24 protein-coding genes are annotated in these 22,562 nt (G+C 71.8%); 8 read left to right on the forward strand and 16 right to left on the reverse strand.

The window, feature by feature from the left end; genetic code table 11:
* Positions 1-26 precede the first annotated feature (26 nt).
* Positions 27-1,073 (forward strand): helix-turn-helix domain-containing protein, encoded by a 1,047-nt coding sequence (locus tag AAH979_RS19080; RefSeq protein WP_346259496.1) that lies wholly within the window; start codon positions 27-29, stop codon positions 1,071-1,073.
* 71 nt (positions 1,074-1,144) lie between these two features.
* On the opposite strand, the gene AAH979_RS19085 is transcribed toward AAH979_RS19080, so the two are convergent.
* The 4 genes from AAH979_RS19085 to AAH979_RS19100 all read right to left on the reverse strand — a co-directional run bounded on the left by AAH979_RS19085 (position 1,145) and on the right by AAH979_RS19100 (position 6,843).
* Positions 1,145-2,716, reverse strand: coding sequence for a PQQ-dependent sugar dehydrogenase (locus AAH979_RS19085; RefSeq protein ID WP_346259471.1), 1,572 nt, complete (start codon positions 2,714-2,716; stop codon positions 1,145-1,147).
* An 89-nt stretch (positions 2,717-2,805) separates the two neighbouring features.
* On the reverse strand, positions 2,806-3,276 hold the full coding sequence (locus AAH979_RS19090) for a hypothetical protein (RefSeq protein ID WP_346259472.1): 471 nt from the start codon (positions 3,274-3,276) through the stop codon (positions 2,806-2,808).
* 70 nt (positions 3,277-3,346) lie between these two features.
* Positions 3,347-5,308, reverse strand: coding sequence for a hypothetical protein (locus AAH979_RS19095; RefSeq protein WP_346259473.1), 1,962 nt, complete (start codon positions 5,306-5,308; stop codon positions 3,347-3,349).
* 2 nt (positions 5,309-5,310) lie between these two features.
* Positions 5,311-6,843 (reverse strand): sigma 54-interacting transcriptional regulator, encoded by a 1,533-nt coding sequence (locus AAH979_RS19100; RefSeq protein WP_346259474.1) that lies wholly within the window; start codon positions 6,841-6,843, stop codon positions 5,311-5,313.
* 97 nt (positions 6,844-6,940) lie between these two features.
* On the opposite strand from AAH979_RS19100, the gene AAH979_RS19105 reads away from it, so the two are divergent.
* Complete coding sequence (locus AAH979_RS19105; protein WP_346259475.1) at positions 6,941-7,138, forward strand: hypothetical protein; 198 nt, start codon at positions 6,941-6,943, stop codon at positions 7,136-7,138.
* Positions 7,139-7,231: 93 nt separating this feature from the next.
* On the opposite strand, the gene AAH979_RS19110 is transcribed toward AAH979_RS19105, so the two are convergent.
* From AAH979_RS19110 to AAH979_RS19120, 3 genes are all read right to left on the reverse strand, one after another.
* The gene (locus tag AAH979_RS19110; protein ID WP_346259476.1) at positions 7,232-8,320 is read right to left on the reverse strand and encodes a hypothetical protein; all 1,089 of its coding nucleotides are present in this window, start codon (positions 8,318-8,320) and stop codon (positions 7,232-7,234) included.
* 154 nt (positions 8,321-8,474) lie between these two features.
* Positions 8,475-9,176 (reverse strand): class I SAM-dependent methyltransferase, encoded by a 702-nt coding sequence (locus AAH979_RS19115; protein ID WP_346259477.1) that lies wholly within the window; start codon positions 9,174-9,176, stop codon positions 8,475-8,477.
* 123 nt (positions 9,177-9,299) lie between these two features.
* Positions 9,300-9,806: a hypothetical protein gene (locus tag AAH979_RS19120; RefSeq protein ID WP_346259478.1), complete on the reverse strand. Its 507-nt coding sequence runs from the start codon at positions 9,804-9,806 to the stop codon at positions 9,300-9,302.
* 21 nt (positions 9,807-9,827) lie between these two features.
* On the opposite strand from AAH979_RS19120, the gene AAH979_RS19125 reads away from it, so the two are divergent.
* Entirely contained in the window at positions 9,828-9,977 is a 150-nt protein-coding gene (locus AAH979_RS19125) for a hypothetical protein (protein WP_346259479.1), read from the forward strand.
* Here the strand turns inward: AAH979_RS19125 and AAH979_RS19130 are convergent.
* Positions 9,951-10,340: a hypothetical protein gene (locus AAH979_RS19130; protein WP_346259480.1), complete on the reverse strand. Its 390-nt coding sequence runs from the start codon at positions 10,338-10,340 to the stop codon at positions 9,951-9,953. The two genes, AAH979_RS19125 and AAH979_RS19130, sit on opposite strands and share 27 nt — an antisense overlap.
* Before the next feature lie 572 nt (positions 10,341-10,912).
* Here AAH979_RS19130 and AAH979_RS19135 point away from each other — a divergent pair.
* Positions 10,913-11,716: a helix-turn-helix transcriptional regulator gene (locus AAH979_RS19135; RefSeq protein ID WP_346259481.1), complete on the forward strand. Its 804-nt coding sequence runs from the start codon at positions 10,913-10,915 to the stop codon at positions 11,714-11,716.
* Positions 11,707-11,895, forward strand: a complete 189-nt coding sequence (locus tag AAH979_RS19140; protein WP_346259482.1) for a DUF397 domain-containing protein — start codon at positions 11,707-11,709, stop codon at positions 11,893-11,895. The genes AAH979_RS19135 and AAH979_RS19140 overlap by 10 nt, the downstream gene beginning before the upstream one ends.
* Here AAH979_RS19140 and AAH979_RS19145 read toward each other — a convergent pair.
* Positions 11,873-12,649 carry an N-acetyltransferase gene (locus tag AAH979_RS19145; protein WP_346259483.1) on the reverse strand — a complete coding sequence of 259 codons (777 nt, stop codon included), beginning with the start codon at positions 12,647-12,649 and terminating at the stop codon, positions 11,873-11,875. The two genes, AAH979_RS19140 and AAH979_RS19145, sit on opposite strands and share 23 nt — an antisense overlap.
* Before the next feature lie 86 nt (positions 12,650-12,735).
* Between AAH979_RS19145 and AAH979_RS19150 the strand changes: the two genes are divergently transcribed.
* Positions 12,736-13,566 carry a peptidylprolyl isomerase gene (locus tag AAH979_RS19150; RefSeq protein ID WP_346259484.1) on the forward strand — a complete coding sequence of 277 codons (831 nt, stop codon included), beginning with the start codon at positions 12,736-12,738 and terminating at the stop codon, positions 13,564-13,566.
* A gap of 464 nt (positions 13,567-14,030) precedes the next feature.
* Here the strand turns inward: AAH979_RS19150 and AAH979_RS19155 are convergent, their stop codons facing one another.
* The 3 genes from AAH979_RS19155 to AAH979_RS19165 are packed head-to-tail and all read right to left on the reverse strand — an operon-like array spanning position 14,031 to position 16,621.
* A complete protein-coding gene (locus AAH979_RS19155; RefSeq protein ID WP_346259485.1) occupies positions 14,031-14,690 on the reverse strand; it encodes a response regulator transcription factor in 660 nt (219 codons plus the stop codon).
* Complete coding sequence (locus tag AAH979_RS19160; protein ID WP_346259486.1) at positions 14,687-16,063, reverse strand: histidine kinase; 1,377 nt, start codon at positions 16,061-16,063, stop codon at positions 14,687-14,689. Before AAH979_RS19160 ends, AAH979_RS19155 begins: the two co-directional genes overlap by 4 nt.
* Before the next feature lie 57 nt (positions 16,064-16,120).
* Positions 16,121-16,621 carry a hemerythrin domain-containing protein gene (locus AAH979_RS19165; protein ID WP_346259487.1) on the reverse strand — a complete coding sequence of 167 codons (501 nt, stop codon included), beginning with the start codon at positions 16,619-16,621 and terminating at the stop codon, positions 16,121-16,123.
* A gap of 107 nt (positions 16,622-16,728) precedes the next feature.
* On the opposite strand from AAH979_RS19165, the gene AAH979_RS19170 reads away from it, so the two are divergent.
* A complete protein-coding gene (locus AAH979_RS19170; RefSeq protein ID WP_346259488.1) occupies positions 16,729-17,580 on the forward strand; it encodes a class I SAM-dependent methyltransferase in 852 nt (283 codons plus the stop codon).
* A gap of 15 nt (positions 17,581-17,595) precedes the next feature.
* Here AAH979_RS19170 and AAH979_RS19175 read toward each other — a convergent pair whose 3' ends face one another.
* From AAH979_RS19175 to AAH979_RS19190, 4 genes are all read right to left on the reverse strand, one after another.
* The gene (locus tag AAH979_RS19175; protein ID WP_346259489.1) at positions 17,596-18,471 is read right to left on the reverse strand and encodes a metallophosphoesterase; all 876 of its coding nucleotides are present in this window, start codon (positions 18,469-18,471) and stop codon (positions 17,596-17,598) included.
* Positions 18,472-18,515: 44 nt separating this feature from the next.
* A complete protein-coding gene (locus AAH979_RS19180) occupies positions 18,516-18,914 on the reverse strand; it encodes a cold shock domain-containing protein (protein ID WP_346259497.1) in 399 nt (132 codons plus the stop codon).
* Between the two features lie 145 nt (positions 18,915-19,059).
* On the reverse strand, positions 19,060-19,848 hold the full coding sequence (locus AAH979_RS19185) for an ABC transporter permease (RefSeq protein WP_346259490.1): 789 nt from the start codon (positions 19,846-19,848) through the stop codon (positions 19,060-19,062).
* A 172-nt stretch (positions 19,849-20,020) separates the two neighbouring features.
* Entirely contained in the window at positions 20,021-21,040 is a 1,020-nt protein-coding gene (locus tag AAH979_RS19190; RefSeq protein ID WP_346259491.1) for an ABC transporter substrate-binding protein, read from the reverse strand.
* A gap of 585 nt (positions 21,041-21,625) precedes the next feature.
* Between AAH979_RS19190 and AAH979_RS19195 the strand changes: the two genes are divergently transcribed.
* Positions 21,626-22,453: a GntR family transcriptional regulator gene (locus tag AAH979_RS19195; protein ID WP_346259492.1), complete on the forward strand. Its 828-nt coding sequence runs from the start codon at positions 21,626-21,628 to the stop codon at positions 22,451-22,453.
* The last annotated feature ends 109 nt before the right edge of the window (positions 22,454-22,562 follow it).

Consider the following 22,562-nt stretch of genomic DNA (forward strand, 5'->3'; position numbering starts at 1 on the left):
AGAACTCCTCGGACGCACGCCCGGGCATGGGCACATCGGGTCAGGGCCGCACCGGCCGCCGGTCGACATCGGCACCGCCCCGGCCGCACCGGATCGTGGTGCTCGCCCTGGACTCGGTGGTGGGACTGGACCTCGGCACCCCGGCCCAGGTCTTCGGCACCGCCCGTGACACTGACGAGGAGCCCCTCTACACCGTCACCACCTGCACCTCCGGCGGCCGGCCGGTAGGCAGCACCGCCGGGTTCCAGGTGCTGCCCGACCACGGGCTGGAGATCCTGGCCGACGCCGACACCATCGTGCTGCCCGGCATCCACGACGGCCCGCCGTTGACCGACGGCACCGTCGCCCCGGAGATTCGCGCGGCGCTGCGCGAGGCGCACGACCGGGGCGTACGGATCATGTCGATCTGCACCGGGGCGTTCGTCCTCGCCGCCGCCGGACTGCTGGACGACCGGGTCGCCACCACCCACTGGGCGTACGCCAACCGGTTCCGCCGGTTCCACCCGAGGGTCCGGCTCGATCCCGAGGTGCTCTTCGTGGACGACGGCGACCTGCTCACCTCGGCCGGGGTGGCCGCCGGCCTCGACCTGTGCCTGCACGTCATCCGGACCGACCACGGCAGCGGGGTCGCCAACCGGTCCGCCCGGCGCTGCGTGGTGCCCTCCTGGCGGGACGGCGGGCAGGCGCAGTACATCGAACGACCGCTGCCGGACGCGGCGGAGACCGGTACCGGCCGGACCAGGGACTGGATCCAGCACCGGCTGCACGAGCCGCTGACCCTGCCGCAGATGGCCGCGCACGCCAGCATGAGCGTCCGGACCTTCACCCGGCGGTTCCGCGAGGAGACCGGCCTCAGCCCGGCGCAGTGGCTGCTGCGGCAGCGCACCGAGCATGCCCGGCTGCTGCTGGAGACCACCGATCTCGGCGTCGACCAGGTGGCCCGGCGGTCCGGCTTCGGCACCGCCGCCGCGCTGCGGCAACAGCTCCACCAGCGGATCGGGGTGCCGCCGACCGCCTACCGGCGTACCTTCCGGGCGCCCCGGGCCGTCGGCGTCGACCCGGCCCAGGCGTAGCGAAGGGGCCCCGCTGGTGCGGCGGGGCCCCTCGGCGGATTTCAGCGTTGTGGACGGATCGGCTCGCGGCGTCAGGTGCAGGTGTTGCCGTTGAGGGTGAAGGCGGTCGGTGCCGGGTTCGGGCCGGTGTTCGAGGCGAGGAAGCTGAACTGGACCGTGCCGCCCGGCGCGATGTTCCCGTTCCAGTTGACGTTCCGGGCGGTCACCACCGCGCCGGACTGGCTGCCGGCGGCGTTCCAGAAGGTGCCGGCGCGCTGCGCGGCGGGGAAGGTCCAGCCCACCGTCCAGCCGCTGACCGGCTCGGTGCCGGTGTTGGTGACCGTCACGGTCGCGTTGAAGCCGGTCCCCCACTGCTGGTCGACCCGGTAGCTGATCCGGCAGGCGGCCGGCGGGGCGGTGGTGCCGAACTCGATCTTGTGGAGCTGGCCCGGCAGGTCGTTCACCAGGTACAGCTCGCCGTTGGCGTCCTGGCCGAGGCTGGTCGGCTGGATGGTCAGCTCGGTCAGCGCCCGGGTCTGGTACGCCCCACCGGGGGTGGCCGGGGGCCGCACCACGAACGCCGTACCGGAGCAGTAGTCGGTGGCCAGGTAGGTGCCGGTGGCGATCTCGGCGTACTCCTCGCCCCGGTAGACGTACCCGCCGATCACCGCGCAGCCGTCGGTCGAGGTGCGGTACGAGTAGATCGGCTCGACGTACTCGGCGCCGGCCTGGCAGCGGTCGGGGTTGAAGACCTGCGGCCCCTCCCGGCAGGACCAGCCGAGGTTGGCACCGGCCTGGTCCGCGCCCAGGTGGTCGATCTCCTCGAAGGTGCCCTGCCCGACGTCGGCGATCCAGAGCGAGCCGTCCCCGCCGAGGTCGTGCGAGAACTTCCACGGGTTGCGCAGCCCGTACGTCCAGATCTCCGGCCGGGCGTTCGCGGTGCCCACGAACGGGTTGTCCGCCGGTACGCAGTACGGCCGCCCGTCGCAGGAGCGGTTCACGTCGAGCCGGAGGATCTTGCCGAGCAGGGTGTTCAGGTTCTGCCCCGAGTTGAGTACGTCGTCCGAACCGCCGCCGTCGCCGATGCTCCAGTAGAGGTAGCCGTCCGGGCCGAAGGCGACGTGCCCGCCGTTGTGGTTGGAGAACTCGGCGTGGGCCTGGGTCAGGATCACCTGCTCCCCGTCCGCCGGGATCGGCGTCTGGTCGGCCGCGTCGAGGGTGAACCGGGAGAGCGTGACCGTGCCCTCGGGCAGTGCGGTGTAGGCGACGTACAGGGTCCGGGTCTGCCCGAAGTCCGGCGTGGTGACCAGGCCGAGCAGTCCGCGCTCGTTGCCGGAGGTGTCGACCCGGTCCCTGATGTCGAGCAGCGGGTCCGTCGCCAGCCCGGTGTCCGGGTGGTAGACCCGGATCGTCCCCTGCTTCTCGGCGATCAGCAGCCGGTCGCTGCCGTCGTCGGGGGCGAAGATCGCGGTCGGCCGCTGAAGGCCGAAGGCGAGCTGAGTGGTGCTGACGGTGAGCTGGTCCAGGGGTGGCACGGCAGCCGCCGCCGCCTGGTCCGGGGCGGGCTGTCCGGCGGCGGGTGGCGTGCCGAACGCGACGAGCGGGGCGATCAGGGCGGCCGCGCCGACCAGGCAGAGGCGCCCGACGGATTGACGTCGCAACATATTCACTCCCATCGGTTAACAGGAAGGTAATGCTGCGAACGATCGCTAGATCACGACGTCCCGAAGTGTGGGAACGCTCCCACGCGCAACTACCGGCCGTCGGTACGCATGGCGCGCACCTGTTCGAGGTGCGCCGGCAGGTGGATCCGGCCGTGGATGTCGAGCATCCGCCCCCACGGCAGGGACTCCTCGATGTGCAGCTCGAAGCCCTCCCGCAGATGCGAGTCGACCGGCGTCTCCGCCTCCGGCCCCAGCCGGTCCACCAGCGCGCAGAGCCGCTCGCTGGTGGAGCGCAGCCGGGCGGCCAGCTCGGGCAGCCCGCCGTCGCGCGGCAGCATCGCGTCCACCTGCGGGCGCAGCGTCGACTGCCCGTCGTAGTACGCCCACGGGGAGCCGGCCAGCACCGCTTCGGTCGCCTCGGTCAGCAACTCGTCGTTGGCGGCGAGGTGCACCAGCACCTCCTCGACGGTCAACTCCCCCGGCGGCGGTGGCCCGAACGAGCCCCCGTCGACCTCGGCGAGCAGGTCCGCGTACGCCCGGCGCAGCTCGGCCGTCTCCATTCGACCGAGTCTAGGAAGAGTTCCCGTGCCGCACCCGGTTATCGCCGGACCGGCCGCCCGCCCCGATCGGTCAGCGACCGCGCCGGCCGCGCCGCGCGCGCAGGTAGTCGGAGACCACGTACTCGCCGAGGTCGTCCAGTTCCGGGGTGAAGACCCGGCCGCCGCAGCGCCGCGCCACCGCGTCGACGAACCGGCGCAGCCCGGGATCCTCGCCCAGCATGAACAGGTTCATCGTGGCGCCGTACCGGGTCAGCTTGTCCACCTCGGCGACCGTCAACTGGATGGTCTCCGGCAACGACGGCCAGTTGAACACCCCGCCGCCGAGTTCCGGATCCAGGTGCGCGGTCGGCTCGCCGTCGGTGACCACCAGCACCACCGGCTCGGAGCCGGAGTGCCGGCGCAGGTGCCGGCCGGCCAGCATCAGCGCGTGTTGCAGGTTGGTGCCCTGCACCATGTCCGGCTCCACCCCGGCCAGCTCCTGCTGGGTCAGCGGCATCGCCTCCCGGCCGAAGCCGATGATCTGCAACGCGTCCTGCGGGAACCTGGTGGCGACCAGGTGCGACAGCGCCAGCGCGGTCTGCTTCATCGGCCCCCAGCGACCCTCGGAGATCATCGAGAAGGAGAGGTCGACGCAGAGCGCCACCGCCGCCGAGGCGCGCCGCTCGGTCTCCACCACCTCGAAGTCCTCGACCGCCAGTGCCACCGGCACCCCGGCACCGCCGCGCCGGACCGCCCGGCCGAGCGTACGCACCACGTCGAGCGGCTGCTCGTCGCCGTACTCCCAGGGGCGGGACGCGCCGGTCACCTCACCGGCGGCACCGGCCGAACGCAGGTCGTGCTGCCCCTGCCGGCCGCTCCGCAACTCGGCGAAGATCCGGCGCAGCGCCGTACCGCCGAGCCGGCGCAGGGCCTTCGGGCTCAGGGTCAGCCCCTCGGCGCCCCGGGTCACCCAGCCCTGCCGGCGCAGCTCCCGCTCCAGTTCGCGCAGCCGGCGTACGTCGTCGGCGGCGTCCCGGCCCAGATTGCGCTGCACCGACTCCACGTCGATGTCGTCCAGGGTCGCCCCCGGATGCTCCTGGCCGAGCTGGTCCAGCAGGTCGTCCAGGTCGGCGATCTCGCCGAGCGCCCCGGCCGCCTCGCCGTAGCCGAGCGGCTGGTCGCCCCGGACCCGCTCCCGGCGGTCCCAGGCCAGGTCGGGGCGGAGCGAGCGCAGGTTGGCGTCCAGCGCGGAGAGCTGCCCGGCCAACTCCGGGCCGAGCGAGGACTCCATCAGCCGGGACAGCTCCTCGCGCTGGGCCGGCGAGAGCGAGCGCATCAGCCGTTCCCCGGCGGCGGCCCGCCGGGCCAGCGCGTCGACCAGCTCGTCCACCGTCTCCGGGTTCTCCGGGAAGAACTCGCCGTGCCGCCGCATGAACTCGGCGAACGCGTCGGTGGTGTCCTCGCCCCGGTCGTGCCGGGCCAGCAGGTCGTTGAGGTCGCGCAGCATCTCGGAGAGCTGCCGCTGCGCCGCCGGATTCGCGGCACCGCGCATCGCGTCCCGGAGCCCGCTGAACCGCTGCTCCAGCACATCCCGGCGCAGCCCGTCGAGAATCTGCTGGTAGGCGGCCCGGGCCTCGTCGCTGGCCCACTCGTAGCCGGAAAGCTCCTCCACCGCCCGGGCGGTCGACGAGGGCAGGTTGTCCAGCACCGCCTCGGCGAACCGGGCGTTGTCGTCGTCCCGGCCACGCAGCTCGTCGCGCTCGGCGGCGAGCGCCTGGTCGAGCAGGGCCCGGGCCCGGGTCACCGCGCCGTCCAGGTCACCCCGGCGCAGCGCGTCCCGGCGCATCCGCCGGGCCCGGGCGACCAGGTCGTCCAGGCCGCCCCGGCCCTGCGGGCCGCGCCGGAGCAGGTTGCGTAGCGCCTCGCGCAGGCTGCCGCCGGCCAGCACCTCGGCGCCGACCGAATCCACTGCTGCCCGTACGTCGTAGGGCGGGGCGAGCGGGTCGGGGCCGCCGCGCCAGGAGCCGTACCGGAAGCGGTTTCCGCCGGCCACGCTCAGGCCCAGTCGTCGTCGCGGGTCGAGCGCTCGCCCGGACCACGCTCGCCGGGGCCACGGCCACCGTCGGGGCTGCGCCCGCCGTAGCGGGTACGGCCCTCGTCGGTCACGTCCTTGGCCAGCCGCCGGGTCAGGTGCAGCCCTTCGAGTACGAACTCGATCCCGGCCGCCGCCTCCGCCGGGGTGGGCGCGTCGCCCAGCCCGAGCCGGTCCAGCGCCTTGGCCAGCCCCGGTACGGTGCCGACCTGCCGGAGCAGCTCGGTCGGGCCGACCAGCTCACCGGTTTCGATGATCGCGCCGTCGGCGACCAGCGCGGTGAAGCCGGAGACGTCCAACCCGGCCATCCGGGCCCGGAAGGTCTCGGCGGTGGCGGTCCGGAGCAGGTGACCGAGGATCTCGATCTCCCGGCCCTCCTCGCCGCTCTCGAACTCGACCTTGCCACGCAGGGTGCTGGTCACCGAGACCGCGTCACCGACCCGGGCCACCGGCTCGGTGTCGGCCGGGGCGGCGGGCTGCCCGTCCGGCCCGCCGGCGCCGAGCAGCCCGGCCCGGCGCAGTGCGGCGGCCGAGACCGTCTCGGCGGCGGCGATGGCGAACCGGGCCGAGACACCCGAGCGCGGGTCGACGGCCGGGGACTCCCGCACCGCCCGGGCGAACCGGGCCAGCACCTCCAGTACGTGCTCCGGCACGGCCGCGACCAGCGCCGCCTCCTGCCGGATCAGGTCCAGCTCCAGCTCCAGGTCGAGCGGGTAGTGGGTGCGGATCTCGGCGCCGAACCGGTCCTTGAGCGGGGTGATGATCCGCCCCCGGTTGGTGTAGTCCTCGGGGTTGGCGCTCGCCACCAGCAGCAGGTCCAGCGGCAGCCGGAGCTGGTAGCCGCGTACCTGGATGTCCCGTTCCTCCAGCACGTTGAGCAGGGCCACCTGGATCCGCTCGGCCAGGTCGGGCAGCTCGTTGACGGCGAAGATGCCCCGGTTGGTCCGGGGTACCAGTCCGAAGTGGATCGTCTCCGGGTCGCCGAGGGTACGCCCCTGGGCCACCCGGATCGGGTCCACGTCGCCGATCAGGTCACCGACGCTGGTGTCCGGGGTGGCGAGCTTCTCGCCGTACCGCATCGACCGGTGCAGCCAGCCGATCGGCAGCTCGTCACCGGACTCCTCGACCGCCCGGCGGGACGCCGGGGTCAGCGGGTGCAACGGGTGCTCGTTCAGCTCGGAACCACGGATCACCGGGGTCCACTCGTCGAGGAGTTGGCCGAGGGCGCGGATCAGCCGGGTCTTGCCCTGGCCGCGCTCGCCGAGCAGCACCATGTCGTGCCCGGCCAGCAGGGCCCGCTCGACCTCGGGGAGCACGGTCTCGTCGTAGCCGACGATGCCGGGGAAGCGGGGTTCGCCGGACCGGAGCCGGGCCAGCAGGTTGTCCCGGAGTTCCTGCTTGACCGTCCGGTACCGGTGCCCGGCGGCGCGCAGCTCGCCGAGGGTGCCGGGAAGCTCGGCCGGCGGGGTCGGTGGGACCTGGGAAATTTCCGTCACGCACCTACGCTAGCTCTCGATCGTGTCGATCGCGGGTCGCCAACGGTCCAGTCAAGATCGATCCGGTACCGTCGGATCCGCTGGAAGGGGGAGGGTTATGAGTACACCGCATGAAAACGGGACGAAACTCGGCATCAGCCTGAGCCTCGGGATCTCACTCGGCGCCTTGGTCGGCCTGCTCCTCGGCCTGCTCCTCGGCAACGTCGCGCTGGGCCTGGCCTTCGGCGCGCTGATCGGGGTGACGTTCGGGACGCTGGTCGGCACCCTCTCGGGAGGCAGCCGCGCCAGGGAGTGACGGCGGCCACCGGCCCCGGGCGACCGCGATCAAGCCAGTCGCCCGGGGCCGGCGCAGGTCCGGGCCCAGTCGCAGCCGGCGCAGCGCCGAGGGTCAGGCGCAGTGGTCGCAGGCGCCCCGGCGGCGCAGGTGGTAGGCCAGGGTGGCGGCGCCGAGCGCGATCCCCCAGACCGGCCAGAGCAGCATCGGGATGACCATCAGGGTGCTCCCGCCCAGTTCGTCGAGGAGTTCCGGCTGCCCGTAGAGGGCCAGGCCGGCGGCGGTGATCGCGACAGCGACCCCGGTGGCGGGGACGACGGCGAGCTTGATCGGCACCCGCCTACCGGCCAGCCCGATCATCCAGCGCGGGAACCGCTCGCCCCACCGCTGCACCAGCCCGAGGGTGAGTACCGCGCCGACCAGCCCGAACGTGGCCAGTCCGGCGCCGGCCCAGACCAGACCGGTCCGGTGCATCTCCCGGAGGAACCCGTCGGTGATGCCGAGCGGGATGCCGGCCGCCCAGGCTAGCCGGACGACCGCGTACAGCACCGGGATCACCGCCGCCACCCAGACCGCCGGGCGCCCCCAGCGGGCCGCCGACTTCGCCGAGGTCCAGCCCGCGTCGCCGGGGCGGCGTCCGCACCGGCCACAGGCTTCGGCGGTACGGAACTGCCAGGTGAGTACGGCCCGAGCCAGCAGCAGCCCGGTGGCGACCGAGAACACCTTGTAGCCGAGCGCGAGGGTGAAGAGTTCGGCGTAGTCGACCGGTGGCCAGCCGAACGGCAGCCCGCCGATCAGCATCGGTGCGTACCCGAGATAGGTGAGCACCTGCACGTCCGGGACGACCAGCAGCAGCCCGGCCACCGCCAGCCAGCCGTAGCCGAGCAGGGCGAGCCGGGGTGCGCCGCGCAGGCGTACCGCGTGCGGGCCGGTGATGGCCAGCGCGGTGACCGCCGCGCCGAGCAGCAGCACCGCGAAGGTCGGCGCCCCGACCCAGGCCGGTACCCGCCAGAGCAGGCTGCCGGAGCCGTCCGGGTCGGCGGTGCCGAACGGATAGCCGTGCCCGGTGACGGTCCAGAGCAGGGCGAGCGAGCCGAAGAACGCGGTCGCGCCGGCGGCCAGGTAGCCGATCCGGTGCGAGTGTGGCTGCGGCTGCGGCACGGCCCGGGCGGCCGTCCGGTCGATCGGTACGGTGCGGGACATCGTCGTTCCCTCCTCGACTTCCCCGGGCCGGCGACCTGTGCCGTGCCCGCTCCCCACACCATCCGCGCGCACGGCAGCGCAGACCTCACGTGCCGGAGTGAGCCGGTTCCCCTGGCAGAGGGAGGCGGTTGACCTCAGCGGGAAGACCCTCCCGTCAGCCGGTCCTGTCCTCCTCCGGCGCCGGTTTGGTGGCCTCGAAGAGGGCGACGCAACCGCGTACGGCGAGCTGGATGTCGGTGAATCGCTGGTCGAGTTGCCAGCGCAGCCCGGCCAGGTCGTCGTCGGTGTTGTGGAAGATTCCGCGCGCGTTGTAGACCTTCATCAGCCGCCGGGCCGGGGCGGTGACCGGCACACCCGAGGAGAGGATCGTGCTGCCGAAGACCCGGCCGCCGGGGCGGAGCGCCGCCGCCGCGTTGTCGAAGACGGCGGCCTTCTCGGACCAGGAGCCGGGCAGGCAGTGCAGCAGGAAGTTCGCCCCGACCGAGTCGTAGTGACCGGTCCGGAGCTTGCCGTCGTCGAAGGGGAGCGGCTGGAGCACGTCCGCCTGCACGACGGCTGGGTGATAGCGGGCAACCCGGGCCGCGCTGACCCGCAGCACGGTCGGGTTCAGGTCGACCAGGGTCAGTTCCGGCATCGCGGTCGGGAAGCCGCACCGGTCCAGGAAGTACGCCGTGCCGGTGCCGAACTCGACGTGCCGGGCTCCGATGTTGCGCCGGTAGTTCTCCAGCATGTGCCGCTTGGCGCACCGCCAGACGAGTCGGCAGTGGAAGCCCAGCACGAGCACGTCGTAGCCGGCGAGCATCAGCCGGTTGTAGACGGCCTGGCCGGCGATGACCTCCTCGGGTGGCGGTGGCACGGCGGTGTTTCCTCCCGCGTATTCCCTGGTTACTGCCTCGCATCCCCAGCTAACCGGCTCGCCGACGGCCCCGCCAGCCTGGAGACGTGGTTGTTCACCCACTGTCGAACAGGGTCGCGAGCCTCAGCGAGTGTCCCGGATCGACCGCCAGTACCGCCCGGTGGCGTCGGTGTACTTGTGCGCGACCGTCGGAGCCGGCGGACCCGGCCAGACGGCGAGGTGGTGCGCCTCCACGATCTCGAAGGGTCGGGCGTTGCGGGGATCGTCGCGATCCCGGGCGTGGAACCTGAGCCGGTAGCTCCCCGGGCCGGCGTGGCTGATCGCCGGTAGCCAGCGCTGCGGCGTGGCGGGCCAACCGAGCAGTTGGGCGTCGCCGGTCGTGGTGGCGTAGCTGACCTCGACGATCTCGTCCCAGTCGTCGAACGGGACGGGCGGCGCCGCCTCGACCAGGTCCACGCTCATGGCCAGACTGCCGGTATTGGCGCCGCTGATCACCTGGATGCCGCCGTCCTCGGCAAACCGGGCCAGCCCGGTGTCGTCCAGCCGGTACGGCGGCGTCGCGGTCTGCACCGAGTCGTGCAGGTAGTACTGGTGCTCGTAGACGTGGATTTTCCCGTCGTACCTGGTCATCGTGTAGTTTCGTCCCCCGGGATGATCAATCTGTCGTCCGCCGTCGTCGTGCTGACCGGGGTGATGGCCACTCCCCGGCTCGGCCTCTGGCTGGACAACTCCGACCAGACGCCGGACGAGGCTATCGACGAGATCCTGGCGAAGCTATCCCTCGCGCGGCTGCCCGACTGACCCGGACGCCTCCCGCCGCCGGATGATGTCCAGGCGCGGGGTCACCCAGCCCAGGAACCGGGCGTACATCCGGGCCGGGTCGGGCCCCGGATCGGGATTGAGCAGGTAGAGGTCCCGCATCGCCGCCGCGAACGCCTCGGCCAGCCAGGTCGTCAGGCCGGCCGGGTCCCGGAGATGGTCGAGCGTCAGCGCCGAGCGCGCGACCGGGCACGGCCATGCCGCGCCGCAGGCCCGGCACAGCCAGATCGGCCGTTGCGGCAGATGCGCCCGTCCCGGCCGTCCGTCCGCTTCCCGACGGGTACGCCCGCCGGCCGGCAATACCTCGTTCGCGAGACTGTCGAGCTGCCCCGCTTGTGCACCCACCCTGCGCCCGGGCTCGACAGCGGCCGGGTGCCCCGTCTGTGCACCCAGCTCTGAAGGCTCTCCACCGGGCGACTCCTCCCCGGGCCGGCGGGCACGATCAGCGTCATCCGCTCGCCCACTCGGGGTCGGCTCGTCAGCGGACCCGGTCACGGTGTGCAGCCGTCGGGACATTCCAGTCGCGCAGGTGACCCCGGTTCGTCGGCCGTACCCGCCCACGCACCGACGGCCTCGGTGAGGGCGGCATCGGCGTCGGTGGAGGCGACGTCGGCATCGGCGGCGGAAGCGTGCCGAGACAACCCCACCGGTGCCCGCACCGGCAGTACCGCCAGAGCCGTCGCCAGTCCCGGCGGTGAATTCTCGGCGTACGTCGAAACCAGCTCACGCCCGGCACCTCCTTGATATGTGGAAGCGGGGGCCGCCTCGGGTGGGAAAGGGAAACCGACGGCCCCCGCGCGGTTCCGCTCGTGACACTCTGCCGCGGAAGGCACTACGCTGAGAAGCTTCTCGATCGGTACGACCCGCGCGTATCCGGGTTTATCCCGCCTGTACGCCCTTCGTCATGGAGGAGTCATATGGAACGGTCCCCGATGCTCGAACACTTCGCCGAGGAATTGCGGCTCGCCCGGGCCGCCGCCAACATGTCGCAAACGGCGCTGGCCGAGGCGATCAACTACTCCCAGCCGATGGTCGCCAAGGTGGAGAGCTGCGAACGCCGGCCGAGCCTCGACTTCGCCCGACGCTGCGATGCCGTCTTCAACACCGACGGCCGTTTCGTACGCATCCAGAAGCGGATCAGCCGAGAAGCCGTCGTGCAGTACTTCCGGGAGTGGGCCGGCGTCGAGCAGGAGGCGAAGGCGCTGCGCTCGTTCGAGCCGGCCTATGTCCCAGGGCTGTTGCAGACGGAGGCATATGCCCGGGCCGTTCTCTCCGGGCCGGGGCTGCTCTCCACCGAGGAGGTCGAGGAGCAGGTGACCGCCCGGCTGGACCGGCAGGAACTCCTGGCCCGGGCGAAGCCACCGCTGCTCACCTTTGTCCTCGACGAGTATGTGCTCCGTCGTTCGATCGGCGACCCAGCGGTGATGCGCGAACAGTTGCTGCACCTGGTCAAGGTCGGCACCAGCGTGCCGCAGGTGAGGATCCACGTCGTGCCGGCGTCAGCCGGCTCCTACGCCGGGCTGGACGGCTCGTTTGTGCTCGCTACTCCACCGACGGGCGAACCGGTCGTCTACTTCGATGGGCACCGTCACGGTCAGATGGACGACCGGCCGGACTACGTGAACTATATGATCGATGTCTGGGAAACCGTCCGGAGCGTGGCACTGCCGCACCAGCAGTCGCTCGACCTGATCGCGGAGGTGGCGGAGACATGGACCTGACCGGAGCCCGGTGGCGGAAAAGCACCCGGAGCAACAGCACGGGCGGCAACTGTGTGGAGGTCGCGGACAACCTGCCGGGCGTTGTCGCGGTGCGGGACAGCAAGGACCCGAGTGGACCCGCGCTGAGCTTCGGCCCGGACGCCTGGCGGGCCTTCGTCAGCGACCTGCCTCGGCGGTAGATCGCGTGCGGTGCCGTACCCAGACGTTCGGTTCGACGTAGACGGCGTAGTCGTGTGCGAGGGCGCAGCGTACCGGCACCAGGCCACCGGGGATCTCGATGTCGCCGTCGCGGTCGAAGGGTAGGCCGGTCCACTCCCGCCACTGGGCCAATGACCCGGCCACCGTCATCGACGCCGGGGCGACCTTCTCGATGGTGCCGCCGACCCTGACGTGCACCCGCAGCCACGGGTCGGCCGGCAGGCCGTCGTCGCGCCGCTGGCGGATGTAGTCGCTCATCGGCAGGCGCGGTTGCAGGTGCTTGGCCGTCGGGCGGACCGGAGCCAGCAGCGTGTCGTGGCCCTGCCTCCCGGCCGCCTGCCGCAGGGCGGCCACCATGCGGTGGGACAGGCCCCGGCCGAGGTAGTCGACGTCGATCGTGATCTCCAGCGCGCTGGCGACGGTCGGCGCGTTCCCCCGGCGGCGGTCGTTGAACGCCCACACCAATACCACGTCCCAGCCCTGTGCCGGCATCTCCTCCCGGCCCTTCAGCACGGCGTTGAACGGGACGGCGAACCCGCGCGCGACGACCCGGTCGCCGTCCGTCGCCACGACGCAGTACTCCGGGAACTCCCCGGGCACCCGCAGGTGCAGCGCGCTCGCCAGCAGGTCCTCGCCAGCGAAGACCGGCCAGGTGTCGGTGATCTCGTAGATCCGGGCCGTCAACTCGGGCCGTTCGGCGAGCGTGGTGATCTGGATGCCGTCGAGGTCTGTCACGACCGCGCATACTGCCATGACCAGGCAATTCGAGCCACGCATTTGCCGGTCGGGTATTCATCGAGCACTGTCGGTAGGCTGGCCGGGTGAGCCAGCCACCTGCCGAATTCCCGCCGCCCGGTCCCGTCCCGCCCGCTCCGCCCTACCAGACGGGAGCGCAGCCGACGCGGAGCCGGCGCCCGCTGGTGATCGGCCTGGTGGCCGCGGCCGTGGCGATCGTGCTCTGCCTGGGCATCGGCTGTGCCGGCCTGGTGGTCTACTACGTGCAGCTCGGCAACGACAGCGGCTCGGACGCGAGCAGCGAGGGCCCGGAAACTCCGCCGAGCCCGGGGACGCGCACCGCGTCGGCGCAGTGTGCCGGCAGCATCACCCCGGCGCACGCCCAGACCAAGGTGGTCGGGCTGCCCGACTTCGACGGGGCAGCGCAGACCGGCACCGCCACGATGCGGCTGAGCACCAACCTCGGCCAGATCGCGATCACCATGGACCGGGCCCGCACCCCGTGCACGGTGGCGAGCTTCCAGCATCTCGCCGGGCGGAAGTTCTTCGACGGAAGCGCCTGCCACCGCCTCGTCACGGAAGGGATCTTCGTGCTCCAGTGCGGCGACCCGAGCGGCACCGGGATGGGCGGGCCGGACTACCGGTTCGCCGACGAGAACCTGACCGGCGCGCGGTACGGCCGGGGCGTGGTCGCGATGGCGAACACCGGGGAGCCAGGCACCAACGGCAGCCAGTTCTTCATCATCTTCCAGGACAGCACGAGCGGGCTCCAGCCGCTCTACACCCCGTTCGGCACGGTCACCACCGGGCTCGACGTCGTGGACCGGGTGGCCGCCGGCGGCCACGACAACTCCATCGCGGCCGGCGGCGGGACGCCGAAGGTCGGGATCACCATCCAGACCCTCTCGGTGGACTGACACACAGCAGCCCGTCCCCGCTGCCCGGAAAGCGGGGACGGGCTGCTGTGCTACGGACGTACCGCCCCAGTCACGCTCGGCCGGCGGGGTGACGCGTCCGTCCCCCGTCAGTCCTGGTACTCCGGAGACCGCCGCTGCTGGCCAGCGGTGTCCGGTGGCACCCGACTGCCGGCCGAGCGCAGCGTACCGGTGCCGTCATCTGGTCGACTTCACCACGGGTCCTGGCCACGTCCGTGACCACTGGTTGATCCGGTCGACATGTGCCGTCGCCTCATCGTCATCTCTCGACCACTGTGACCCGGTCGGGTTTCCCCGCCGCACACCGTTGTGCCCCCGACCGGCCATCCGTCCCCGAGACTGCCCCAGCGACCTAGCGGATAGCCTGCGAGAACCTTGAATCCGCTGGTCAGTGAGCGATTCGGCGGTCACCGGTTCCAGCCGTCGGCCGAGCTGTAGCTGACTTCTCAGCCGTTCGGCGACGGCACCACGAAGCCCGCCTCGTACGCGGCGATCACCGCCTGGGTCCGGTCCCGGGCGCCGAGCTTGGCCAGTACGTTGCCGACGTGCGTCTTGACGGTCTCGACGCCGAGCACCAGTTCGGTGGCGATCTCGGAGTTGGACAGCCCGGTGGCCATCAGCCGCAGCACCTCCGCCTCCCGCTCGGTCAGCCGGGCCCGACCGAGCCGGTCACCGGGCGGGCCGGGGGTGTGTGCCGCGACGAGTCGGCGCAGCGCCGCCGGGAAGAGCAGGGACTCGCCCTTGGCAACCACCCGGATCGCGTCCACCACTTCGGCCGGCCGGGCCCGCTTCAGCAGGAAGCCGTGTGCGCCGGCCCGGAGCGCCTGGTAGACGTACTCGTCGTTCTCGAACGTGGTGACCACCAGGATCCGGGGCGGGTCGGCCGAGGTGGCCAGCAGGTGCCGGGTGGCCTGGATGCCGTCGATGGCCGGCATCCGGACGTCCATCAGCACCACGTCCGGGCGCAACTTGGCGACCAGCGGCGGCACCTCGGCCCCGTCGGCGGCCTCGCCGACGACGGTCAGGTCCGGCTGCGCGTCGACGATGGCCCGCAGGCCGACCCGGATCAGCTCCTCGTCGTCGACGACCAGCACCCTGATGGTCATGTCCGCTCCATTCCGCGCGCTGTTCCCCCCGCTGCTGAGGCGGGCAGTTCGGTCACCATGGTCGGCAGCCACACCGCGACCCGCCAGTTGCCGTCCTCAAGCCCGGCGCTGACCCGGCCGCCGAGCAGCACCACCCGCTCCCGGATGCCGGCCAGTCCCCGCCCCCGCCGCTGCCCCGGCGGACGCGCCGAGCCGGATCTGCCCCGGACCGCGCCGGACGGCTCGCCGACGGCGTTGACCAGCTCGATCTCCAGGGCGTCGTCGCGGGCCGCGACACGCAGGGTAACCGGTCGCCGACCGCCGTGCCGGGCCGCGTTCGTCAGTCCTTCTTGGACGATCCGGTAGCCCTCCCTGGCCACCACCGCCGGCACCGCGCCGAGGTCGCCGGCCAGCTCGACGGTGACCGGGAGCCCGGTCGCCCGGGTGTCGGCCACCAGCCGGTCCAGCTCGTCGAGGGTACGCTGCGGCGCCCGCACCGCCCCGTCACCCGACGGACCACCGTCCTCGCCGGGCGGGCCTCCGTCGCCGGACGGCTCGGCGTCACCCTGGCGGAGCAGTCCGAGTACGTGGTCCAGGTCGGCCATTGCCGCCCGACCGGTCTCCTCGATCGCCCGCAGCGCCCGCCGCACGAACTCCCGGTCGGTCTCCAGCAGCTCACCGGCGGCCGCCGCCTGGAGGGTGGCGACGGTGAGCGCGTGACCGACCGAGTCGTGCAGTTCCCGGGCCAGCCGGTTGCGCTCGGCGAGCCGGCTGGCCTGCCGCTCCAGCGCGGCGATCCGCTCGGTCTGGGACGGGCCGAGCAGCACCGGGGCCATCAGCCTGGCCAGCGCGCCCAGCCCGGCGACCGCGTAGCCGAGCAGCACCAGCAGGGCCACCCCGACCAGGCTGAGCCAGCCCTGGTGCCAGTCGACGAGTGGACCGATCCGCAGGCCGTCGACGGTCTCGGTGCCGACTCCGAACTGCGCGAGGAGGAAGAGCAGCGCCATCGGCAGAGCCGCGATCAGCGCGAACCCGACCAGCCCGCCGGAGACCAGGTGGATGCCGATCCAGAGGGCGCAGCGCAGCCGGCCCTCCCGGTCGATCCCGCTGTCGGCGGCCGGCTCGGCCAGTTCGACGTCGAGCAGGGTACGCGCGGCGGCGATCTCCAGCGCCCGGGTGCCGCGCAGGAACAGCGGCACGGCGGCGATCGCCGTGGCGACCGCGATCAGCAGCAGCACGGCAGGCCGGGGTACCTCGTCGGTGCGCAGCATCTCGGCGAAGACCGTGACCAGCAGCAGGTACGGCAGCAGCAGGACCCCGCCGAGCAGTAGAAAGATCCCTCGGCGGTACGTGGCGCCACTGGTCAGCGGTGCCAGGGCGGCCCGGAGCGTCACCCGGTCATTCTGCCTCGGGACGGCTCGGGTGAGCCGGGGCACCTCGGCTCGGTCGGCTCAGCGGTGTTCCTGGACGTACGCCTTCGGGTCCTTGTCCTGGAAGGTCAGGTCCCGCCCGCCGGGGTGCTCGCCGTAGAAGGTGAGCCAGCGGGCGCCGAGTTCGGCACGTAGTTCGCGGCTGGAGTTGCGCCGGAAGTCCGCCAGCGCGCCGTCCTCCTCCTCGGCCAGGTGCTCGCTGTTCTCCCGTCGGGCCTGCCAGACCGCCGCCCACCACCCGTCGGTGCCGGGTACGTGCCGCTTCGACGCGGCGATCGCGTCCCGGATCTTGTTGTGGTCCCCGATCGCGTCGTCGGTCTCCTCGGCCGTGCCGGGATCCCCGTGCCGGACCAGGTACGGGTAGAGGATCGCCTCCTCCGCCTCGGCGTGGATGTCGAGGTGCAGCGCCAGCGGCTCCCAGATCGCCCGGAGCGCCGCCTCGCCCCGGGCGTCGTCGAGCCGGGCGAATCCCCGGCGGAACGCCGCGTGGTCGTCCAGGATCAGCGCGGTGATGTCCTCCATCGTGGTCTGCCCTCCTCGAACAGATCGACACTTGCCCGATAGACACGGAAGTTCCATTTTTGCGGGGTACTAGCGAAAGTATCGCGATAAAGGACAGAATTCCCCGCATGGCTGTTGGAGAGTTCCAGACGCAGGTCGTCCGGCGTGCCCGGGGGATCAGCGCCGCCCTCAGCACACCGCCGTACGTGAAACCGGGGCACTTCTACTCGCCGGCCACCTCGCCGGCGGACCGGACCACCGCGATCGGCTGGCGTGACCTGGCCCCGGTCGGCGTCGACCTGCGGGAGCCGGACCAGCTCCGGCTGGCCGCCGAACTCGGTCCGCTGATGCGTGAACTTCCCAGCGACCGCTGGCACGACCAGAACGGCATGTACGGCCGCGCCGACGCCGCCGTGCTGCACGCGATGCTCCGGCACCACCGGCCGGCCCGGCTGATCGAGGTCGGCTCCGGCTACTCCACCGCGGTCGCCCTCGACGTCGCCGACCGCTACCTGCCGGATCTGCGGATCACCTGCGTCGAACCGCATCCGGAGCGACTGCGCTCCCGGCTGCGCCCCGGTGACCGGGTCGACCTGGTCCAGCGCCGGGTCCAGGACGTCGACCGGTCCAGTTTCGCCAGGCTCGACTCCGGCGACATCCTGCTGATCGACTCGACGCACGTGGCAAAGGCCGGCTCGGACGTCGTCTGGTTGCTCTTGCACGTCCTGCCGACGCTGCGTCCCGGGGTGATCGTGCACATCCACGACATCCACTGGCCGTTCGAATATCCGGAGCGGTGGCTCCGGGAGGGCCGGGACTGGACCGAGGTCTACCTGCTCCGGGCGTTCCTCACCGACAACGCGGCGTGGCGGGTACTGCTCTTCACCTCGTGGCTCTGGTCGTGCCACCCGGACGCGCTACCGGCCGAACTCCGGGGGCTGCCCACCGGCGCGTTCTGGATGCGCCGGGCCGACCAATGAGCGACAGGACCCGGCTCACCAGGCCAGGTCGGCGTCTCGCTCCGGCGAGCCGACCGGCAGGATCGGCCGGAGGCCGCGGGGCGGCTTCGCCCGCCGCTGCCACTCGCGCGGATAGCCGAGCGACACCTCGTCGAACCGGACCCCGTCGAACCAGTTCACCCGGGGGATGTGCAGGTGGCCGTAGACCACGGCGGCGGCCCGGTAGCGCCGGTGCCAGTCGGCGGTGTGCACGGTGCCGCACCACTGCGCGAAGACCGGGTAGTGCAGGATCGCGGTGACCTCGCGGACCAGCGGAAAGTGGTTGACCAGCACGGTCCGGGTGCCCGGTGCGAGTTCGGCGAGCCGGCGTTCGGTGAGTGCCAGCCGGGCCGCGCACCAGTCCTCCCGGCTCGGATAGGGGTCGGGGTGCAGGAAGTACTCGTCGGTGCAGACGATCCCCGCCTCGTGCGCCAGCGCCAGCCCGGCCTCCTTGGTCTGCGCGCCCGCCGGCCGGAACGTGTAGTCGTAGAGCAGGAAGAGCGGCACCACCGTGACCGGCCCACCCGCACCTGTCCACACCGGGTACGGGTCCTCCGGGGTCAGTACGCCGATCTGCCGGCACATCTCGACCAGCAGCTCGTACCGGGCGACTCCGCGCAACTGGACCGTGTCCTGGCGGGGCGTCCACAGCTCGTGGTTGCCGGGCACCCACACCACCGTGGAGAAACGCTCCTTCAGCAGCCGCAGCGCCCAGAAGATGTCCTCCACCCGATCGGCGACGTCGCCGGCCACCAGCAGCCAGTCCTCGTCCGAGCCCGGAACGAAGCTCTCGACCAGTTTCCGGTTCTCGGCGTAACCGACGTGCAGGTCGCTGACGGCCAGCAGGGTGCCGCCGGGACGCGAGGTGATCACCCGGCGACCCTACCGGGCCCGTACGTCGGGCCGGGCGTCCGCGCTCAGGGCTCGACCCAGCCGTGCGACCGGGCCAGCCCGACCAACTGCTGCCGGATCACGCCGATCTGGGCACCGGTCAGCGACGGCACCTTCTCGATCAGCATCTCGGTGACCTCGACGCTGAACTCGGCTCCGGAGAGTACGTCGCACAACTCGTCGTCTCCGGCCGCCCGGCTCGGACGCGGGCTGGTGGCCGGTCGGTCGGTGATCCGGATCGCCGACGCCTTCAGCCCCCGCTCCCCCTGCTCAACCTCGTATTCCAGCCGCATCCCCGGTTGGATCAGGTGCTTGTCCTCGCCGAAGTCGTTGGCGTGCACGAAGACGTCCTCACCACCGCTGTCAGGGGCGATGAACCCGTAGCCGCGTACCTCGTCGAACCTCAGCAACTTTCCCGATGCCACCACGACCACCGCCACCTCAACCTGACCGACACCAACACACTGGGCCACCCCGGCCCGACAGCACCTGCCGGACCGGCCGGGCCGCCCCTCGCGACACAGTAGCGAGCGGACCGACTCTCGTGCAGCCCCGCCCGGCGGGCACCGGCTACGACGTGATCGCCCGCGCCCACGGTACGACGAGCCGCTCGACCGCCACCACAAGATAGAACAGCAGCCCGCCCATCAACGCCAACAGGGTCAGCGCGGCGAACGCGAGCGGGGTGTCGGCGGACGCTCCGGAGTTGACGATGACCGCGCCGAGCCCCCGGTCGGGGTTGACCACCTCGCCGATGATCGCACCGATGATCGCCAGTGAGATCGCCACCTTCAACCCGACGAAGATCTGCGGCAGCGCCCAGGAGAGTCGTACCTTGAGGAAGGTCTGCCACCACGAGGCGGAGAGCGAGTGCACCAGCTCGCGCAGGTCGTTCGGGGTCGAGGTAAGCCCGGCCATCGCGGAGACCACGATCGGGAAGAAGCAGACCAGGATCACCATGACGATCTTCGGCTCCGACCCGAAGCCCATCCAGACCAGCAGCAGCGGCGCGAGCGCCACCTTCGGTACGGCGTTGACCGCCGCCATCAGCGGCATGGTCATCCGCTCGACCGTCCGGGATGCCGCCAGCAGCAGCGCGACGAGCAGCCCGGTGCTGGCGGCGATGCCGAACCCGATCACCGTCTCCAGCAGGGTCACCCAGGTCTCCGCGAGCAGATAGCCAGGCAGCCGGAGGAACGCGTCGACCACGTCCGGCGGCGCCGGCAGGAAGAACGACGAGATGTCGAAGAGGTGGGTGACCAGCCACCAGAGGCCGGTCGCCAGCACGGCACCCAGTACCGGCAGCCCGACGTTGGCCCAGAGTCGGGCCAGGCGGGTGTTCGTCGGCGAGCTGGTCATGACGGCCTCCGGGTGGGGTGACGCGGCGACGGCAGGGGGTGGCCGGCGGCCCGGTCGGTGCGCCGCCGGAACGGTGCGGACGATACCGGGACGGCGGCCGATGCGACCGCCGTCCCGATCCAACTCCGTCACCGACCGGCCTCTCGGGGCATCGGTACGGAGCCCTCAGCCCTCAGGACTTCGGGACGAACCCGAAGTCGACGACCTTGTCCGGGGTCAGGCCGGCGGGGATGAGGCCGGCGCCCTGCATCACGGCGATGGTCCGCATCACCCGCTGCTCGTCCATGAAGCCGATCGGCGCGCCGCCGACCGGTGCCACGTAGGGCGTCATCGCCTTGATCTCCCCGATCCCGGACGGCACGGCGTAGCTCGGCTCCGCCTTGTTGAGGATCTGCGCCGCCTCCTCCGGGTGCTCGATCGAGTACTGCAAGCCCTTCAGCAGTGCGCCGGTGAACCGGCGGACCAGGTCCGGGTCCTTCGCGATCAGGGCGGGGGTGGTGATGACCGCGTTGCCGAACAGGTCCCGGAGGTAGTCGCTGTACGGCAGCACCACCACCTCCTTCTTGGAGGCGTTCCCCAGTGCCGTGCGACTGAGCAGGAAGGTGCCGAGCGCGTCGACCTGCCGGGACGCCATCAGACCGTTTAGCGCGGTGGCCTGCGCCCCCTGGATCTTCACCTTCGCCGTGTCGATGCCGGCCAGCCGGGCGTACGCCGGGAAGAGCAGTTCGGTGACCGACCCGGCGCCGGTCGCCATGGTCCTGCCCTCCAGGTCCTTCGGGGTGTTGATGTTGGTGTCCTTCGTGGTCATCACCGCGACCAGCGTCTGCTGGTGTACGGCGGCGACGGCCCGCCAGTCGGTGAACTCGCCCTTGCCGGCCTGGATCACCGCACCGGTGAAGTCGAGGGCGGCGAACTGCACCTTGTTGGACTTCAACGCCGTCAGGTTGGGGACGTTGCCCGCACCCTTCTGGATGTCGACCTCGATGCCGGCCTCGGCGAAGTAGCCCTTCTCCTTGGCCACCCAGGCGAACGCGTCCCGGCCGACCGCGCCGAAGGCGGTGATGTACGCGACCTTGTCCGGATCCTTCTTGGATGCTTCGGCATCCGAGCCGGAGTCGCCGCTACACCCGCTCGTGACCGCCAGCGCCGCCGCCAGTAACGCTGCGGCGAGCAGGCGAGAACGTCTGATCATGTGTGCCTCCCGCTTGTGGAATGGACCCGAGGGCGGGCAATCGACGCCTCCCGCGCGAACAGCGCGCCGCGACCCCTCGGCGCGTATCCGGCCTGCCGGCCCTCGTTCGGTCGAGAATCGTAAATGAGCCCTGTCCGAAATGTCATCGACAAGATCCGGTCAAGATTCTGGCAAGCAGATGCATGATCGTTTCCCGCCAGCAGATATCAGCAGGTCACGACGATTGACATTCGGCATCGACAGCAGCCAACCTGTCCGCAATATTGTTGATAATTCGGGAGACAATGTTGCGTTCAGCCGTACTGAGCTGGGAGTTGACGGGGTGCCGGCACCCGGTCGGCCCGACCGACACCGGTCGCGCCATGCCGGCGTACTGCCCGGTTGGTGGGCGCACTCCGGCTAAGGTCCGACGCGTGCATATCCCCGTCGACACAGTGGACTCCGCGGACCCGACGTACCAGTCTCACCGTCCCGATCGATTCCGTCGCGGCTGCCACCGAAATCGCCCAAATGTTGACCGACGTTGGACGTTGGACAGATTTCCGCCCGGATCGACCGGGCACGGATCGCCGCGGTGACCGGATCATGACCGAATCCGCGCAGCAGCCACCATCGGCCGACCGCGGTCGTGCCCGGGTCGCCCGGCAGCACCGGGCGGTCGATCCACCACCGCCGCCGGCCGACCGGACCGACCCACCGGCCACTTCGGAGCCACCGACGGCCGGCCGGCGCGGTCCGGCCCGGTCCGCCGAGGAGGCGTACGACCAGCTCCGGCAGGAGATCTACCGGGGCGAGCTGATGCCCAACGAGCGGCTGATCGAGGTCGAGCTGGCGACCCGGCTACAGGTCAGCCGGGCGGTGGTCCGGACCGTGCTGGTCCGACTCGGTCAGGACGGACTGGTCGTGCTCACCCCGAACCGGGGCGCACACGTCCGGCTGGTCACCGAGGAGGAGGCGGTCGAGATCCTCCAGGTGCGGGCCGTACTGGAGGCGCTCACCGCGCGGCAGGCGGCACTGCACGCCACCGCCCGGGAGATCGCCGGGATCCGCCGGATACTCGACCGGATGGCCCGGAAACTCGACTCCGACGACCTGCTCGGCTATTCGGAGGGGAACGCCAAGCTGCACGCCGCGATCATCGCGGCGGCCCGGCACGAGACCGCGGCCCGGCTGATCACCGGGCTCCGGGCCCAGCTCGTCCGGTTCCAGTACCGCACCATCCTGGTGCCCGGCCGGCCGAACCGGTCCTTCGAGGAGCACACCGCGATCGTCGAGGCGATCGCGGCCCGGGACCCGGACGCCGCCGAGGCGGCGATGCGCCAGCACCTCGGGCACGTCGAGTCCACTCTGGCCAGGACCGCGACCGCGATCCGTCGCCGGGGCGGCCGGCCCGATCCCACCCGTCCGGGCTGACCGGTGTCCGGTCCGCCCACCCCGCCAAGGAGCGTCATGTCCGCGCACCCCGTCCCGTCCGCCCGCGCCCGTGCCCTGGTCGCCGGGGCGTACGACACCCACGTGCACG

Source organism: Plantactinospora sp. ZYX-F-223 (genome assembly GCF_039649625.1).
Lineage (GTDB): Bacteria > Actinomycetota > Actinomycetes > Mycobacteriales > Micromonosporaceae > Plantactinospora.